Genomic DNA, 16,720 nt, shown 5'->3' on the forward strand with positions numbered 1-16,720 from the left:
TTTGGTTTAGTTTCCGTATATTAAGAAAGTCCAAGGTGAAAAGGGGCAATTTTATGGGGAACATTTTTCTATTTACGATGATCATTGGAATAGCTTCAGCACTTGTTTTAATACCCATTTTTAAACATGAAGAGGCAAATAAAAAAGTTGATAAAAAACAAAAAATCGGCGTCTTCATTGCTGTTATGGTTTTTCTTATGCTTGCAGTGTTTTCATTCTTTTATTTTAGTAATTTTGATAGAAACTTCACTTCTTTATGGCCGTTAGCAATCTTCCTCACTGTAGGCGGAGCAGTTCTTGCCAAAGGCACAGAAAGAAAGATTAAAGGACTTCTCTTTCTAGCAAGTCTAGGTCTAGGAATTTATTTCTTAACCGCCTTCATTTTTAATGCCGATGAAAAATATCAAGTAGCAAAGATGGATGAAAAGGTAGAGATTCAGACCTTTGATGAGAAGGAAACACCAGCTAGCGTTCCACCGCAGTTTGCACGTAACAAAATGAAAAAGGCTTTTGGGCAAGTACCGAACACAAGCTACTTTGAGCTTGGAAATCTTCAGATTCAAAAACTGAACGGTGATTATGTATATATTGCTCCCGTTGAATTTTCTGGATTTTTTAAATGGTGGAAAGGCGAAAGAACTCCTGGTTACTTTTCATTAAGTGCAACGGATTCTAGCGCTAATCCAAAATTTATTAAAGCCGAAATGGTTTATACCCCTTCCTCTTATTTTAATAGACAAATCGAGCGGCATATTCGCATGCAATATCCCAAGAAGATTTTCTACGGAGATGTTCAATTAGAAATTGACGAAGAAGGAAAACCTTTTTACATCCGTACTTATGGTGAATTTATTTCAGCCCGAAATGGATTTACGGCCAAAGGGCTAGTTGTAGTTGATTCTAAGAGTGGCGCAATGAAAGATTATCATATTTCAAATGTCCCCGAATTTATTGATGGCGCGGTCTCACCTGAAGCAGTTAGTCTGCAAAACAGCTATTATGGGAACCTCGTCCATGGATTTTGGAATAGTAAATTCGGAAAATCTGACGTGAAACTCCCATCTGATGAAGGAACTGAGTCAAATGTAAGTCCGATCTTTGATGAAAATGGAAAGATGTATTATTTTACTGATTTCACAAGTCCTAAAGAAGGCGTAGATTCTATGCTTGGTTACTCGTTGACTAACTCAAGGACGGGAAAAGCAACTTTCTATACCGGAAATCCAGAGCAATCTTATATGGATTCACAGGGTGCCTTGCAGATCATTGAGAAGAAATTTATTGAAAAGAAATGGCATGGGCAAATGCCGATTCTCTACAATTTTTACGGAGAAGCAAGCTGGTTAACGTCTGTATTGGATTCGAACGGTTTTCTGCAAAATTACTTTATCGTCTCTGCAGCTAATCCAGAAATTTCTGTGTACGCCAATACTCCAAATGAGGCCCTAAAACAATATAAAACAGCCCTACAAAGGGGCAAGGGCACTGTAGACGGAAGTTCTAAAGCGGATGAAAAGCAAATCAGCGGAACAGTGGTGAGAGTCTATAAAGAACAAAACGAAGATTTCACCATTGTTTCTTTTTTATTAGACAATCGCCAAAACTTTATCATCTCTTCGGAAAGAGTCCCGCTAGCTATCTACTTAAAAGAAGGAGATAAAGTAACCGTTCGCTACTTGGACACTGGCGGAGACTTCCTGCCGGCAAAAGAGTTAGTAATAGATGCATTACAATAGGGAAACAAAAATGGGTGTCAGGCACTAATTAGTGCCTGACACCCATTTTTTAAAACACCAAGGATGTCACTGAACCCTTTGTATTCTATTTTGAATGCCATAAGTGAACGGTTTTGGCTGGGCTTTACTGAAGTTAACTAATGCATCAAGGTCAACGGGGCCGACTTCTTTGTTTTTAGCTTGAGTAAATACAGTAAATCCATCTCCTCCTCCAGAAAGAAAAATATTCGCTGTCACAGAATAGGATTTATTAGGATCCATTTCCGTGCCATCTGGAAGCTTGGTGCTCACTACCCTTTGCCCTGCTGGTTTATTTGGATCCCAAGTATAGCTTAAGCCAGAAATCTGCAGCATGTTCGTTTTTGTTGCCCCCCACTGCTGGTTGAGCAATTCACGGATTTGCTGTCCCGTCATCGACATTTTGACAAGGTCATTATTAAAGGGCTGTACCGTGTAAATTTCTCCCCAGGTGATATCGCCAGGATCAATATCTGCTCGAATGCCGCCAGGATTCATAAAGGCTAATTCGGTATTCAACGCTTTCCTTTGTGCATCCGCAATGAAATCGCCAAGCACTGACTCACCATTTTCATTTTGCTTTGCCGTCAGACTTTCAGATGAAGATCCAACAACTTGATTAACTATCGGTTCTATTTTAGCTTCATATCCTTCTATCATTTTCTTTATTTCGGGATCGGGCTCGATTCCTTCTTGAAAGGTAGTTACAATCTCAGCTCTTTTTGAGACAATATCCTTTGTTTTAGGATCTATCTCAAGATCAACATCAGAGAAAGCAGTTCCATAGGAATAGGATTGAACAACTAGTTTATTGTCAATCGTTGCGTTCATATAGGCATGATTATGGCCGCCGAAGATGATATCCACTTCATCGTCGACCCGGTTTGCGATATCGACAAGCTGCCCTACTGGATTTTCTCCGTTTGGACCTGATGTACCAGGGTTATGTGCTAAAACGACAATCGATTTTACCCCTTGTTTTTTCAACTCCGCTACATTCCGATTAATTGCTTCTACTTCATCCGTGAAATGTAATCCTGCCACACCGCTAGGGACAACAAGCTTTGGAGTCTCAGTAGTTACCACACCGATAAAACCAATGGGCATCCCATTTACTTTGATCACTTGATAAGGAGGGAGAATCGTTTTTCCTGTTTTCTCATTGACCACATTGGCAACAATCCATGGGAAATTTGATCCAGCGAAATTTCCTGTTTTCGGATGTGTTCCCCCTTTAATAAGGCGCATCAGTTCCGTTAAGCCTTCATCAAATTCATGATTACCAACAGTACCGATGTCAAAACCCAGTTTGTTCAAGATCTCGATTGTCGGTTCATCCTGTAAAAGGGCCGACACAGGGGGGCTGGCTCCCACCATGTCTCCATCTTGCACCAATAGAGTATTTTTATTTTCAGCCTCACGCTGTTTTAAATAGGCTGCTAAATAATCCACTCGACCAACCGGTTTCCCATTTACTTTCCGAGTCACATTTAATTGGCCATGCAAGTCATTAATCCCTAATAGTTGGACCTGAATGAAACGAATATTTGCGGCCGGTGGCTTTCCCTTTTTGGGATTGACCGTTTCTGGACGGTTGGATTTATGTCCATGATATGCTTCAGATAACCCTTGATTCTTTCCATTCGAAGGTTTCTGTCTGCTAACCTCTACAACTTGAGGCCTATTAACAGTTTGAAATTGATGATCCATATCCCTTAGGGCATGAGCAGTAGCACTTTGATTTCCCGTTATCTCCACCAGTGCTAGGATCGATAAGGAAAGAAGCGCTTTTTGAAACAATTTCATACTATTCCTCCTACAATTTTCTAAAAGAACCAAGGGTATTTTTCGCATTCCAGTTAAGGAATATACAAAATTTTCTATTCAGTCAAAGATAATAACCCGCTATTAATCTTCAACTTAAACGTTGAAGATTAATAGCGGGTTATTATGTTAAAAATATTAAAAGTAGTAGTTTGGTGCCTGACACTCACGAATGTTTGGCGATCAGACTTTGGTAGGCTACTGATGTTCTTACTTCAATGGTCAGGGTTCCCTTTTTATAAATGGATTTGATAATAAATGGAGCACCAGTGTTGTTCTGAAATTGAAAGTCCGGTCCACCATAAGATACGGTTGCATCTCTGCCAGCAGGTACATACCCAACCGACAAGGAATGGTGATGTTTTTCAATATAACTAACACCTACCTGATCCACTGCATTGAACAGGGTTGATGACGTCTGGCAAATTCCTCCGCCGATACCGTCGACTAGTTGCTTATTTACAATTTCCTTCGCCTTTTGATATCCATGGGCGGCATCACTTGGACCAACAGTGGTATTAAATGAGAAAATATCTCCCGCTCCGACAATGATATTATTAATGGCCTCGGCCGACAGCTGAATATTCTTTGAACGCCCTACAACTACGCTATTAAATCTCGTTGTAAAGCTTGCTACGACAACTTCCCCTAACTGGTCAACATCCACAGGCTTATAACCGCTCTCGGTCACATATAAAGGTAGTTCAATATCTCCACCCGTTGCCGATGCTGTTATGACCTTTTCAACTAACTCTGATTCCTCTAAGATAATTCTAGGTTTGCCTTTAATGATTTGACCATTGGGGCCAATCTTATCAAGAACCATTCGTTGGTCATATCCTTTGGTACTTTCCGTCCCTCTTGCTAAATCCTTTGCCCATTTTTCAAGTTCCTTTTTGTAGGTTTCATTATCGGTTCCAAAACCCATTTCCACCGGTAAAAAGGTTTCCAAAATAGCATTTGTATTCGGATCAATGACATTTACTTTAATTGGTTTTGGTTCTTCTTTTTGTGGTGGTTCTGGTGGTGTTTTATTGAGCTTTTGTTGTCCTGGTTCAGTTACTTTTTCTTCAACTGTCTTTTCTGTATTCATTTTTTCTGTACATCCGGCAATAATTAATAAGCTACAAATTAATAAAATTGATACTAGCCACGAGCTCTTTGTCATTTCCCCCAACCTCTTATCCTTTATTTTCATGCAGTAAATGCTGACCTCCAAACGAAGTCCATTCATTCTTGGATTTTATTCCCGTTTGCATGTCAATATGACTTATAAGTATTGATTAATATGCAAAAAAGCCCCTTAGATGTAAGGAGCTTTATCAGTGAAGATATATAATTTTTTTAAGCTGTAAATTATCTTACGCTGCTTTTCATCATTGGTTGAACCACTAATGGTTCCGAATATGTGGGTTCATTTTTCTTATAGGCGTGCCAATATGCGAGTGCGATAAAGACAGATCCGCCAACCGCATTGCCTAGAAAGACAGGGATAAAATTTTCAATATATCCTAGCCAAGTAAAATGGCCGGCAAATATCGCTGCAGGAATCACAAACATATTCGCTACAACGTGTTGGAATCCGATTGCGACAAATGCCATCGTTGGAAACCAAATACCTGCAATTTTTCCGACCATATCGTTTGCTCCATAACAAAGCCACACTGCCGCTGCCACCAGCCAATTACAGCCAATCCCCGAAACGAAGGCTTGGAGAAAGGTTGCTTCTAATTTATGGTCAGCAATACTAATCGTTCTTTCCAAGAAGGGGCCTGATTCGGTAAGTCCAACCATATGTCCAAAAAAGTATGCTACAAAAATGGCCCCGATAAAGTTACTGACCGTAACAAGAAACCAGTTATAGACAACCTGTCTAGTGCTAATCTTGTTCGCCATTCGAGCTAGAGGCACAGCCATCATATTTCCTGTTAATAGCTCACCACCTGCAAGCAAGGTGAGGATAAGGCCGATTGGGAAGACAGACGCACCAATCAAACTGCTTAACCCCTCTAAATTTCCTGTTAAAGTTGCTGTGACACGGATGAAAAGTAAATAACCTAAAGCAATGAAGGCACCTGCTTCAAAACCTAATATCAGGGTCTGTAAAGGAGGGTATTTTGATTTTTTCACTCCATTTTCAACGGTAATTTCCATGATTGTTTCGGGTTTACTATATCCCATATGATATACTCCTTTTTAAATGAACCATTTAGTATGTGAAATATTTAACATACTTCTATTTTATAACAAATTCTTTTAAAATCCTGTGAATATTTCTTTAACTATTTTAGAGCGCTTACATTTACCTTTGTAATCTTGCTTTTATATTCAAAATATCTTACTTCCCTTTCTTAATAAAGGTATACTGATTCTGAGGTGATATGGTGAAGAGTGTAAAAACACCACAGGAGTTACGGACGGAGACGAATGGTCTAACAGAAGAAAGATGACAGGCAATTATCAATAATGTTCCTTCATATGATGATAAACCAGTATGTTAGTCGGTATCCCTAACCCAGCCCATTTTGCTACACTTTTATAAAAAATAACCAGCCATACTTCATCAGCGTATCGTCAAATGATCCGAAAGGAATAAAGAATGGAGGTTTATACAATGGAAAAGAAAATTTATTGGAGTTTGTTTATATATGGTCCATGGAAAATGTATCTCGCAGCAACGGTAGATGGACTTTGTTATGTAGGTTCCGATCATAAGGACTTAGAAGAACTGGTGACTTGGGTTCAAAAAAAACTCCCGCATCACCTTTTGGAGCGTGATGATAGTAAATTACAACCTTTTGTAGACGAATTCACCGAATATTTTCAAGGAAAGCGCACGTCTTTTACCTTTCCAATTGATTTTCACGGGACTCCCTTTCAACAATCTGTTTGGAACGTATTAAATGAAATTCCCTATGGATGCACACATACTTACTCAGAAATCGCGGAACTCCTGCAGAAACCTAAATCGGTACGTGCCGTTGCCGCCGCAATTGGGGCAAACCCGATATTAATTACTGTTCCTTGTCATCGTGTGATTGGTAAGAATGGGAAATTAACTGGTTTTCGCGGCGGTTTAGATATGAAGGAAAAACTGTTAGATTTGGAAAAAGAACCCTCCAGTTTGAAAGGTGTAATCACACATGCTAAATAAACCAAAAAGGCAGAGAGAAAGTCTCTGCCTTTTTTATTTTATATATTTACTTGAAACATAACCTGTTGCTTTACCAAATTTGATTTTTTTCCATGAACCTGTTGTTGAGACAATGGTTACTGATTGATTTTTCTTTAAAGTACTTATTACCTTGCTTTTGGTTGATGTTGTTGCACGTACATTAAGACGTGATACAGTTACTTTTCCCTTTTTTGGTTTGACCACTATTTTTACAACGAAAGTAGTTGTCACGCTCGAACGGTTTTTAGTTGTGTCTGTCGCTGCCATCACTACAGAGTATTTCCCATTTCCAAGGGAGGCAGTGCTGTATCCTAGGTTGATTGTACCTGCTTTTGTTATAATGTCCTTTTTCAGGTAGCTAAGGGTTTTACCAGTACTATTTTTTAGCGTGTGAAATTAATAATTAATCCATTTAGCTCCCATTTTAGTGGAAATTTGATACCATCCATCTCCACGGTCAGCCAAGACCTTTACTTTTTGTGGAGTAATCTGCCCGTATGTCTTAGACGATATGGATGGTTTGCTATACAATTTTTCTTGTTTTTTTACTTGTAGATATTTCAATGGTTTTGGATTAATATACACCCATTTAGCTCCTAAGGAGGTATGAATCATGTACCATCCCTTCCCGCTATTCTTCATAACCTTTGCAGTTTGCGGTGTAAGCACACCGCTATTTTTCAATAAAAGACTTGGCTGTTCATATAAATTAACATCGTATGTAATCTTTATATTTGATAAGATCGGCATAAATGGAAGTATAAAGAGATTTTTATTTCCACTTTTTATCCATCCAAAACCTTTTCCATATTTAATTTTGTACCAATCACCAGACTTTGCAGAAATTTCAACTCTATCCTTTAAAATGACCTTACCTATTTTTGGTGAATCATTATATGGGAAGTTTTTCACATCGAGACTAGGATTGATAGTTATCATACCTTTTACTAAATATGTAGTTTGTACAGCTGGAGGTACCACGTCATTGACTTTCGGCGGACTGATATTAATCAATTCATGATGAACGCCATCCCTGCTAGTACTAATAAATTTAAGGCCCACTTGCTTCGCTAGCTTTAAAAGTGATGAATTTACATAGTGTAATCCATTTAAAGGCTTTCCTTTATTGTCAAAAACAATGGCATCAAATGCTATCCCCTTCGTATGAGGCGCTTTGGCACTGGGCTTAGCAACTAAAGGCCCCAACCCATGTTTGGTCTTTTCAGACCTTTTACATGTTGACGAAACGCCAGTAACAATTTCATAAAAGTGATTTTGATATTGATATGGTCGATAGGCGGAATTGTATTGAATCTTCCAGCCTTTTGCTTTCAGCAGTTTTTCATAATTAATTTTCGCCCTGAGTAGATTTGGGTGAATATTTTCCCATATGACCATTTCACCCTTCTCCATTCTTAATGCGACTGGATCAGTTAATGGTGTTACCCCCTTACATGTACTTGCTTGCGCCTTTTCTCCTGGAAAAATCAATGGGAAAAATAATCCTAACACAATGATATAAAAAGTAATTTTAGCAATAAACTTCATTTTTCCTCCTCGCATGTGATTTTCTGATTAAATATGACTCTATTATTATATCAAAATTTACAAAATAATCTATAATTTTACAAGGGAAAGATATCCATTCGTGATTTTTCGTATTTTATGAAAAAATTTAGTTTTATCAGTAACATAATCTATTAAAAAACGACAAACGCTAATTGAACACTGAGTTCGTGAGAAATAAGTTTTCCGACAAATATCTACATATCTCGAGTTGAATCAGCAAACACATTCAAAATATGTTATAATAGAAATAACCTACTGATTTTTCAGTGAGTAACACTAAGGGGAGTAGCTCCTAATCGACTCAAATAGCCATAAGTTTCTTAAAAACTGACTCATTGGAAAATCAACTTAATGACTCGGCAACAGAATTTAAAATATAGAAAGGGTGTTTATATGGAAAATTTTATTGAAACGGTTTATTTCTTAGAAAATCCTGAAAAGAATATTATTAAATTTGCAACTGGCACCCAGCTGCGCTATGAGGATGTAATAAAAGAGGTTTTTGGCGTAGCCTGTATCAATGATTTGCATATGATGATCCAATATAACAAGAGTTTTCAGACAAGCATTTGTAACAGTCATGGCATTAGTGAAAAGAAGATAACTCTTGATAAAATCCTTCGTGTCGCTTCAAAACTGGACATGCTTCGTCTTAAAAAAGAATTGATGGACCAAAAGAATAACATCCTATATGAAACACCTGCAGATAGTGATTTAGCCATTACTTGCCCTTTTGATGCCACCATTAAGCTTCAAGAAGGTATTTTCCAATGGGATGACAGCAATTTTTCATATAATGCAGTGAAAACTGGTGCCTAATACCTTTGTGGGTCAAATTACTCACAAAGGCTAGGTGCCTTTTTTTTCGGGAGATGTGGTCCTATCAAGCAAATTAAAAAGCACCATCCAAAGAGTTTGGACAGTGCTTTTATATCACATAGTTAGAAATCGGTTTAATTCGGTGCGATACATTCTAAGTAGTTGTTACTCTATTCAAAAACGTTAGCGTCCTTGCAAAGGCATCCCTTGCATATAAAGAATTATAGGTGGGGTTTGTATCATTATAATAAGCGTGCTGGGCATTAGGATAGATAATTGCTTCAAATGATTTACCATGTTTCTTCATTTCTGCCTCGAAAACAGGAATTAAGTTAGTGATATTCTTATCTTCCCCGCCATAGAATCCGAGCACTGGACATTCGATATTGGCAATATTTTGTTGTGGCGGACGTCCGTAAAATACAATTGAGCCCGCATGTTTAGGATCCTGAGTTGCAAGTGCTGCCGATAGTGCCCCACCTAAACAGAAGCCAACAGAAGTAACCGGCATTCCTTTTGTCTTTTCGAATGAATTCCGTGCATATTCAGCTGAATCTTTTAAGATGCGGATGAATCTCTCAGATTTTCTTGGATCTAACATCCCAAACAGTGTAGTTAACGTGGTGCGCAGTGTCTCTTGTTTTTCAGATGGCTGCTGTAAGATTGCACTTTCACGGTCAGAGGAATTGAACCATGATGTATGTGGAATGGAATGTAAAAAACTTTTTGCTTCAACCATCCTCTCCTCACTAAGTTCCTCTGATCGCACACCATTATCAGCAAATAAATCTGGTGCGATGGCAACGTAACCAGCCACTGCAAACCGCTGGGCTACATCTTGAATATGAGCATCTACTCCCCATATTTCTTGGATAACAAGGACAGTTGGTCGTGGTTCATTTACCGGTTCAATTGAAGAAATATATGCACGTATCTTTTCATTTGTTCCCTTTAACGATTGCCATTCCGATTGTATCGACATAGTACACCCCACTGTTTTATTATTTTTCTAGACCTATAAAACAATTCCTTCATAATTTACCATACTCAGTATGCAAATATAAATAAAAAAGTACTAAACAATAAAAAGCATATGATACAGAGAAACAAACAGTCTTATGTTTTAATTGTGGGCCATTCAATACAACAACATGCCCGAAATGTCATAAGGAACAATTTAACGTTTTGAACAAAAAGGTATAATAGAAATAATTTAATTCTAATTTACAATCTGACCCTTTTAACAAGTCTTTTTTTGTAATGGGCAAGTTTCTGGAACAACACATATAAGGTATAGGATTATGATAAAGTGTAGAAGAAATTGTGAAGTTTACTACTTAAACTATAGGGTGCGTTCGTATTATAAGGATTTAAAAAAGCAAAAATGGAAGTATGATAATAATAAAAATAAGTAAACAAGTGCTTATAAATTTTATTTATAAGCACTCAATTGATACAGATATAATTTGCTTTTTTAATCGCTTAAATGTTGCAGCAAATGAATAAGAGAATCTTCTCATCAGATTTTTTATACAAACCTGAATGAATTGCACAGCGTATATTTAAATAATGTAATGTTTTTATTCATTAATATTAATTAAATAAAGAACTGACTATTAATGAGAAGTCCTGTATCAAAATTAAATAGAAAGTCTTCAAAACCTAATCATTCCTAAATTCATTTTGATTTTCCTGTATCAATCAGATCTACATTTACTTTAACTTTAAAATTCAAGTTTGAGTAAATCTTATCCCATTTCATCTTATTCCATCTATCATATGATAAATGATTACGTACCAACGTTCCTACTCCAATAGGATCTGTCTGATATTTTTGTAATTTGATTAACAGCTTTTTTGAATTGGTTATTAAATAATTTTCAACCTGTTTTTCCATTTGTCTTTGATACTTTTCTTCACTTAATTCCATTTTACCTGTGTATGCAAGGACGCTTCCTTTTAAATTTAATATTACTTCGACCGTCATATTCTTTCTATTACATATCTTACTAAATTTCTACATTTATTTGCAAAACACTTTTTCTATGTACTTAACATTGCATTTAAATATATCAATCCTTATTCAACTAATGCATGCGTTAGTTGAATAATTATACGATAATTTTGTTGTGGTAAAACTAAAATGTTGAAGTAGTAATTGAGGCCATATGTAGTACAAAAAAGGATAGATAAAGCAAATATTATCTGCTTTATCTATCCTTTTCTTTTGCCCTATATAATGTGCAACATTTTATAATTCTTCTCTTTTATCAAGTGATTTATGAAACATATTGACTTTTAATAAAATGTTTCGTGGGGAGGTGAAGAAATCCTATTTGAATTTTGTATGCGCTTTATATCATTAGCGACGTTTTTTGTTGCCTGCCTTAGTCAGTCTTCCTAATAAAAACGCCCCTGCAGCGACACCTATCACCGTGTTCGTTTTTTTGTTAAAAACTTGTTTAGCGACAAGATTTAAGTTTTGTGGTCTTTCAGCTAGCCTTCTCATAAAATAACCATACCAGTCATTGCCGAAAGGAACATAGGTACAAAAATTGTAGCCTTCACTGGCAAGTTGCAGCTGCATATCTTTCCTAAACCCATAAAGCATTTGAAATTCGAATTTCTCATTCGGAATATCGTGCTTCTTAACAAATTCTTTCACATGGTTAATGATGCGATGATCATGTGTGGCAATCGAAGTGAATTTGCCATTTAATAGATGCCATTCGGTAATCTTGATAAAGTTTGCATCAATATCCTTCTTATCTTGATAGGCAATTTCTGCTGACTCTTTATAGGCACCTTTAACAAGACGAATCCGGAAATTTTTATATCTTTCAAGGTATTCTTGTGCGTTGTGGAAATAGGACTGAATGACTGTACCTACATTAGTATACTCCAACGACAGTTCGTCCAATAAATCAAATGTTGGTTGTAAGTGTTTGAAGTCCTCCATATCAACATTTACAAAAATATCATATCGATGTGCTTTATCAACGATTTCTCTTAAATTATTTAAACAAAATTCATAATCTATATCTAAACCTATTTGAGTCGGTTTTAAGGAGATATGTGCATTCACTTTATTCTCATGGATCGCGTCGATTACGTTAAGAATTTGTTCTTTTGCCTCAGTGGCCTCTTCTTCTTTAAAAACAAATTCACCTAAGTTATCGACAGTACATGAAATTCCATTTGCATTCAGATCTTTAATACTTTGGATCACTTCAGGTATATTTGTACCAGCTACGACAGTTTGTGCACCTAATTTTAAGCCGTATTTTTTAGCTGTACTATTCAGAAATTGATTTTGTGATAAGCCCATAAAAATGTCTTTCAACATAGCGATTACCCCTTGCTGTTGTTTTTACCATCATTATAGCATACGCTTTCAATAAAATTTATTTTGCGAATTTTCCAACATAAATTGCCTGAAACCGCTTAAAAATTGGTTTTATTTCAATAGTTTCTTTCGAACAGAATCAAGGTGTAGGAACATGTGATGAAATGCTTCAAACGGTTCCCTTTTTACCAATGCCTCGTAAATAGCAATGTGTTCTTTGAGTGTTCGCTCACGCTCACGATATATAATTTCGCTATCGATTTTTTTTAAAGTGATAATTAATGAATCGATCATTCCTTCGACAATTGGATTATCTGCACTTAAGGCAATGATTTGATGAAATTCCTTATCCGCCTCGACATAATTATTGTCTTTGCTGTTGGCGATAATATCAATCGTCTCTTTTAATTTCGTAAGCTGTTCCTCATTGATTTTCTCTGCCGCAATCGTAACTAATCCTAGTTCTAAGGCCATCCGTGCCTCGATGATGGCTGGCAAATTATCATGGGCCAAAGCTAACATGATTGAAAACGGATGACTGCCAATTTTATTGTTAAAAAAAGTTCCTTCACGGGTTTTACGTGTAATTACACCAAGTGTATCAAGTGAACTTAAAGCCTCACGTAACACTGGCCGGCTGACACCAAGAACTTCCATTAGTTCCATTTCAGTCGGCAATTTATCACCTGGTTTCAATTGTCCACTAATTAATAAGTTGATGATACTTTCAACAACCTGCTTCGATAAGGTATTTCGATTTACGGATTCTACAATTATTTTTTTCGGAGAACCAACCATCATTTCGCTCCTTGAATTTTTTGTCTTTATTTGTAAGACTAATAATATTATACCTATATTTGGCAACAATTTATATGAAAAATAGCTGTCGAAAACTCGACAGCTACTTTTTTTGGATAAATATTATATTTTTAATACCCGGCAAATATTTTCTGCTGCGAAAGCAAGATTAGCTTCACCTGATTCTAGTGCTTCATTTAAAGAAGTAACACCCGTTAAAATTCCAATAATTGCGGTGAATCCATGATCATATAATGGCTCTACACCAGTTCCAATTCTACCTGCAAATGCAATGACTGGAATAGAATATTTCTGTGCGATGGTAGCAACCCCAAACGGTGTCTTCCCAAATAAGGTTTGGCCATCAATACTGCCCTCTCCAGTAAAAACATAGTCTGCACCCTTAACTCTTTCCTCAAGTCCAGTATACTCGATTACAAGTTCGACGCCCTTTTTTAAATGAGCATTTAGAATTGCCATTAACCCTGCACCTAGACCACCAGCGGCTCCTGCACCTTCCGTATACGCGATATCCTTTCCGAGGTCTTGCTTAATTAAGTCAGCGTATAGAGCTAAATTTTGATCAAGAAGTTGGGCTATTTCAGGTGTTGCACCCTTTTGCGGGCCAAAGATTGCGGATGCACCGTTTTCTCCAATTAGTGGATTCGTGGCATCACAGGCAACATCAATTTTGACTTGGCTAATTCGGTCAACTAATCCACTTAAATCAATGGAATGTAATTGACCCAACGCACCGCCGCCAAAGACAAGTTCTTCTCCGTTCTTATCCTTAAATGAAACTCCAAGAGCTTGAAGCATTCCAACGCCGCCGTCATTGGTTGCACTTCCGCCAATTCCTATAAGGATACGGGTTACACCCTTGTCTAGGGCAGATTTAATTAACTGACCGGTACCGTAGGTTGTTGTGATTAATGGATTGCGATCCTCTGGTTGGATTAATTCTAATCCACTGGCTGTAGCCATTTCAATAACAGCAGTTTGCCCTTCCCCTAAAAGACCAAATTCCGCAAATCTTTTCTCTCCTAAAGGTCCTAGAACTTCAGTTTTGATAATTTCTCCATTAGTCATACTAACAAGAGACTCAACTGTTCCTTCCCCACCGTCCGCCATTGGCACGATTACGCATTCCGCATCAGGGAAAACCTTTAGGATTCCTTTCTCCATAGCAAGGGCAGCATTTTTCGCTGTCATACTTTCCTTAAATGAATCAGGCGCTAACACAAACTTCATAGTAATCTGTCCTTTACATTTAAAGTAGAAAAAATTAATAAATAATTACTCAACCGTTCTATGACAAAGTATGAGTTTATTGGATTTTTAGTTATGTCCCAACCTTGTATTAAGAGTAAAAAATTTAGGGTGACCTTTCAGCCACCCTAATTTTTTTATTGGACTAAACAAGGACGTTTATTATCGAATTTCCAGTCTGGAATTAAGAATTGCATTCCAACTGCATCATCGCGAGAGCCTAGTCCCATGTTGTTATACATTTCATGTGCTTTCATAATTTGATCTATATCCACTTCAACGCCTAGACCTGGTTTGTTAGGAACTGTAATGTCACCGTCAACAATTTGGAATGGCTCCTTTGTTAACCGTTCTGTCCCTTCCTGCCAAATCCAGTGAGTATCTATTGCAGTAATCTCGCCAGGAGCTGCAGCGGCAATATGTGTAAACATAGCAAGTGCGATATCGAAATGATTGTTTGAGTGGGAGCCGCTCGAATTTACTACTCAATTCTTATCAATTCTACCAAAATAGATAAAATTTAAGAATTGTCACACCTGAGTAAAAAACTTTTCTCCAAATCAAGACTGTGAATCAATGTGAAAGCCTTGTTGGCAGAACAACACTTTTTCAAGTGCAAATTGCACTATCTGCTCTCGAATGTGAAAGCAATGTCATCATAAGTATAGTTAGTTCCATCGTGCCGTGAGCACTCCTAACTAGCCTGAGCGTGGCCATTATATCTTGTTTTCTATCCAATAAATAGACTGTCCGTATACTACTTTGCCCTTATGGGTAAAGTTTTTTAGTTTGTGTTTGTATTTTTGAACATCTAACGAGAAACCCACTTTCTTTCCAATATTCACACTGGCATTACTGTCTCTCATCACTTCTGTTCCACAAATCATACAATCGAAACGACGAATAGACGGGTCTTTTTTCTCTTGGTGGCCACAAACGCAACAGTCTTTTGTGGTATTTTTTTCGTTAGCTAGAAGATAGTACTTTTCTAGTTTTTCCGCTACCCATTCTAATATTGTACGGAACTCACCCATTTTTTCTTGGTTTAACATGCTTCTTTTCATTTGATCAAAAGGAGCCGTTCCATTTGTAGGTGTATAATCACCCACAATCAACTGAGTGCTACAATTAACCAAGCAAGAATAATTAGCGAAATATCCCAGGCGGCTGTTAAATCTTTTATAAAATCAGCAATACCACAATCAACTAAAAAATTTATTGATTCCTCACTTCACTGGATATGTCTTTTACAAAATAAAGTATTCTACCACTGAATAAGCAATAAAGGGATAGTAAAACAGCCTTCACATTAATGATGTGAAGGCCGCTTCTTGATAATTACTTATCCTATAACGGAAAGAAAGGCGATTCCAATAAAGGTAATTATTCTGTAGGTTCCTTATGGTGTCAGGCACTAATTCAGCTCTTATCATACCCATCACGTGAACGGTATTGCTGTGGTGCCCTTGTTGGATAACCTGCTGGAAAACTAAACATATGAACTAGCTGGGTAAACGGTATGGATGCAAATAAAAAGAATGACAAAATGACATGGACCTTAAAGAGGGTTGGTATCCCTAACATGAGCTCAGAAAGCGGATGGAAAGTGAATAAACTCCGAAACCACGGACCAATCGTTAATCGATACTCATAGGCTACCACTGTATAACTATAAATGAGTGTCATATAGGTGCCAAGGGCTGCAATAATGAGTAACAGAACAATCGTGAAATAATCTCCAAAGGTCGTATGTACGCGTACCTTTGGAAACGACAACTTTCGAATGATCATCACCACCAAGCCAATGACAACCATTAGTCCTGCGACCCCACCGCCTGCAATTGCACCAATATGATACAGATGTTCACCAACGCCAAGAGCTTCATAGACCCCAATTGGAATCAAGACGCCCATTACATGTCCAATAAAGGCAAAAATAATCCCATAATGAAAAAGGACGGAACCGTATCGCAACCACTTTTTTTCAAAAATTTCTGTTGACGGTGCATACCAGCTTTTCCCTCGAAAAATAAAGCGATAAAATGTCCCAACGATGAGAATGGCACCGCAAATATAAGGAAAAATGGTCCACCAAAAAATTAATTCCATCTCGAACCTCCTTAGTAAACAAGCTTAAAAGGTAACAGCGTTAGCAAGAAAAAGATG

The 16,720-nt window shown here is 37.3% G+C and carries 15 protein-coding genes and 1 pseudogene; 3 read left to right on the forward strand and 13 right to left on the reverse strand.

Going from position 1 to position 16,720, the window contains the following annotated elements:
• Nucleotides 1-53: 53 nt before the first annotated feature.
• The gene (locus AB7942_RS11040; RefSeq protein ID WP_369446883.1) at nt 54-1,736 is read left to right on the forward strand and encodes a hypothetical protein; all 1,683 of its coding nucleotides are present in this window, start codon (nt 54-56) and stop codon (nt 1,734-1,736) included.
• Between the two features lie 66 nt (nt 1,737-1,802).
• Here the strand turns inward: AB7942_RS11040 and AB7942_RS11045 are convergent, their stop codons facing one another.
• The 3 genes from AB7942_RS11045 to AB7942_RS11055 form a co-directional block, all read right to left on the reverse strand.
• On the reverse strand, nt 1,803-3,560 hold the full coding sequence (locus tag AB7942_RS11045) for a bifunctional metallophosphatase/5'-nucleotidase (protein ID WP_369446884.1): 1,758 nt from the start codon (nt 3,558-3,560) through the stop codon (nt 1,803-1,805).
• 184 nt (nt 3,561-3,744) lie between these two features.
• Nucleotides 3,745-4,746, reverse strand: coding sequence for a VanW family protein (locus AB7942_RS11050; RefSeq protein ID WP_369446885.1), 1,002 nt, complete (start codon nt 4,744-4,746; stop codon nt 3,745-3,747).
• A 188-nt stretch (nt 4,747-4,934) separates the two neighbouring features.
• On the reverse strand, nt 4,935-5,759 hold the full coding sequence (locus tag AB7942_RS11055; protein ID WP_369446886.1) for a formate/nitrite transporter family protein: 825 nt from the start codon (nt 5,757-5,759) through the stop codon (nt 4,935-4,937).
• 433 nt (nt 5,760-6,192) lie between these two features.
• Here AB7942_RS11055 and AB7942_RS11060 point away from each other — a divergent pair, with 433 nt between their 5' ends.
• On the forward strand, nt 6,193-6,732 hold the full coding sequence (locus AB7942_RS11060) for a methylated-DNA--[protein]-cysteine S-methyltransferase (protein ID WP_256942396.1): 540 nt from the start codon (nt 6,193-6,195) through the stop codon (nt 6,730-6,732).
• A 33-nt stretch (nt 6,733-6,765) separates the two neighbouring features.
• On the opposite strand, the gene AB7942_RS11065 is transcribed toward AB7942_RS11060, so the two are convergent.
• The gene (locus AB7942_RS11065) at nt 6,766-7,020 is read right to left on the reverse strand and encodes an SH3 domain-containing protein (RefSeq protein ID WP_369446955.1); all 255 of its coding nucleotides are present in this window, start codon (nt 7,018-7,020) and stop codon (nt 6,766-6,768) included.
• Between the two features lie 129 nt (nt 7,021-7,149).
• On the reverse strand, nt 7,150-8,301 hold the full coding sequence (locus AB7942_RS11070) for an SH3 domain-containing protein (RefSeq protein ID WP_369446887.1): 1,152 nt from the start codon (nt 8,299-8,301) through the stop codon (nt 7,150-7,152).
• A gap of 414 nt (nt 8,302-8,715) precedes the next feature.
• Here AB7942_RS11070 and AB7942_RS11075 point away from each other — a divergent pair, with 414 nt between their 5' ends.
• Nucleotides 8,716-9,141: a hypothetical protein gene (locus AB7942_RS11075; RefSeq protein WP_369446888.1), complete on the forward strand. Its 426-nt coding sequence runs from the start codon at nt 8,716-8,718 to the stop codon at nt 9,139-9,141.
• Nucleotides 9,142-9,295: 154 nt separating this feature from the next.
• Here the strand turns inward: AB7942_RS11075 and AB7942_RS11080 are convergent, their stop codons facing one another.
• The 8 genes and pseudogenes from AB7942_RS11080 to narI all read right to left on the reverse strand — a co-directional run bounded on the left by AB7942_RS11080 (nt 9,296) and on the right by narI (nt 16,663).
• Nucleotides 9,296-10,123 (reverse strand): dienelactone hydrolase family protein, encoded by an 828-nt coding sequence (locus tag AB7942_RS11080; RefSeq protein WP_369446889.1) that lies wholly within the window; start codon nt 10,121-10,123, stop codon nt 9,296-9,298.
• 696 nt (nt 10,124-10,819) lie between these two features.
• A complete protein-coding gene (locus AB7942_RS11085; RefSeq protein WP_369446890.1) occupies nt 10,820-11,128 on the reverse strand; it encodes a Ger(x)C family spore germination C-terminal domain-containing protein in 309 nt (102 codons plus the stop codon).
• Nucleotides 11,129-11,503: 375 nt separating this feature from the next.
• Nucleotides 11,504-12,487: a proline dehydrogenase family protein gene (locus tag AB7942_RS11090; RefSeq protein WP_369446891.1), complete on the reverse strand. Its 984-nt coding sequence runs from the start codon at nt 12,485-12,487 to the stop codon at nt 11,504-11,506.
• A gap of 111 nt (nt 12,488-12,598) precedes the next feature.
• Complete coding sequence (locus AB7942_RS11095; protein WP_369446956.1) at nt 12,599-13,285, reverse strand: FadR/GntR family transcriptional regulator; 687 nt, start codon at nt 13,283-13,285, stop codon at nt 12,599-12,601.
• A 123-nt stretch (nt 13,286-13,408) separates the two neighbouring features.
• Nucleotides 13,409-14,536 (reverse strand): glycerate kinase family protein, encoded by a 1,128-nt coding sequence (locus tag AB7942_RS11100; RefSeq protein WP_369446892.1) that lies wholly within the window; start codon nt 14,534-14,536, stop codon nt 13,409-13,411.
• 155 nt (nt 14,537-14,691) lie between these two features.
• A pseudogene (locus tag AB7942_RS11105) lies at nt 14,692-15,024 on the reverse strand (enolase C-terminal domain-like protein); the annotation flags it as partial.
• A gap of 246 nt (nt 15,025-15,270) precedes the next feature.
• The gene (locus AB7942_RS11110; protein ID WP_369446957.1) at nt 15,271-15,663 is read right to left on the reverse strand and encodes a zinc ribbon domain-containing protein; all 393 of its coding nucleotides are present in this window, start codon (nt 15,661-15,663) and stop codon (nt 15,271-15,273) included.
• A gap of 310 nt (nt 15,664-15,973) precedes the next feature.
• Nucleotides 15,974-16,663: a respiratory nitrate reductase subunit gamma gene (gene narI, locus AB7942_RS11115; protein ID WP_369446893.1), complete on the reverse strand. Its 690-nt coding sequence runs from the start codon at nt 16,661-16,663 to the stop codon at nt 15,974-15,976.
• Nucleotides 16,664-16,720: the final 57 nt, after the last annotated feature.

The sequence above is a fragment of the Neobacillus sp. BF23-41 genome (assembly GCF_041106275.1).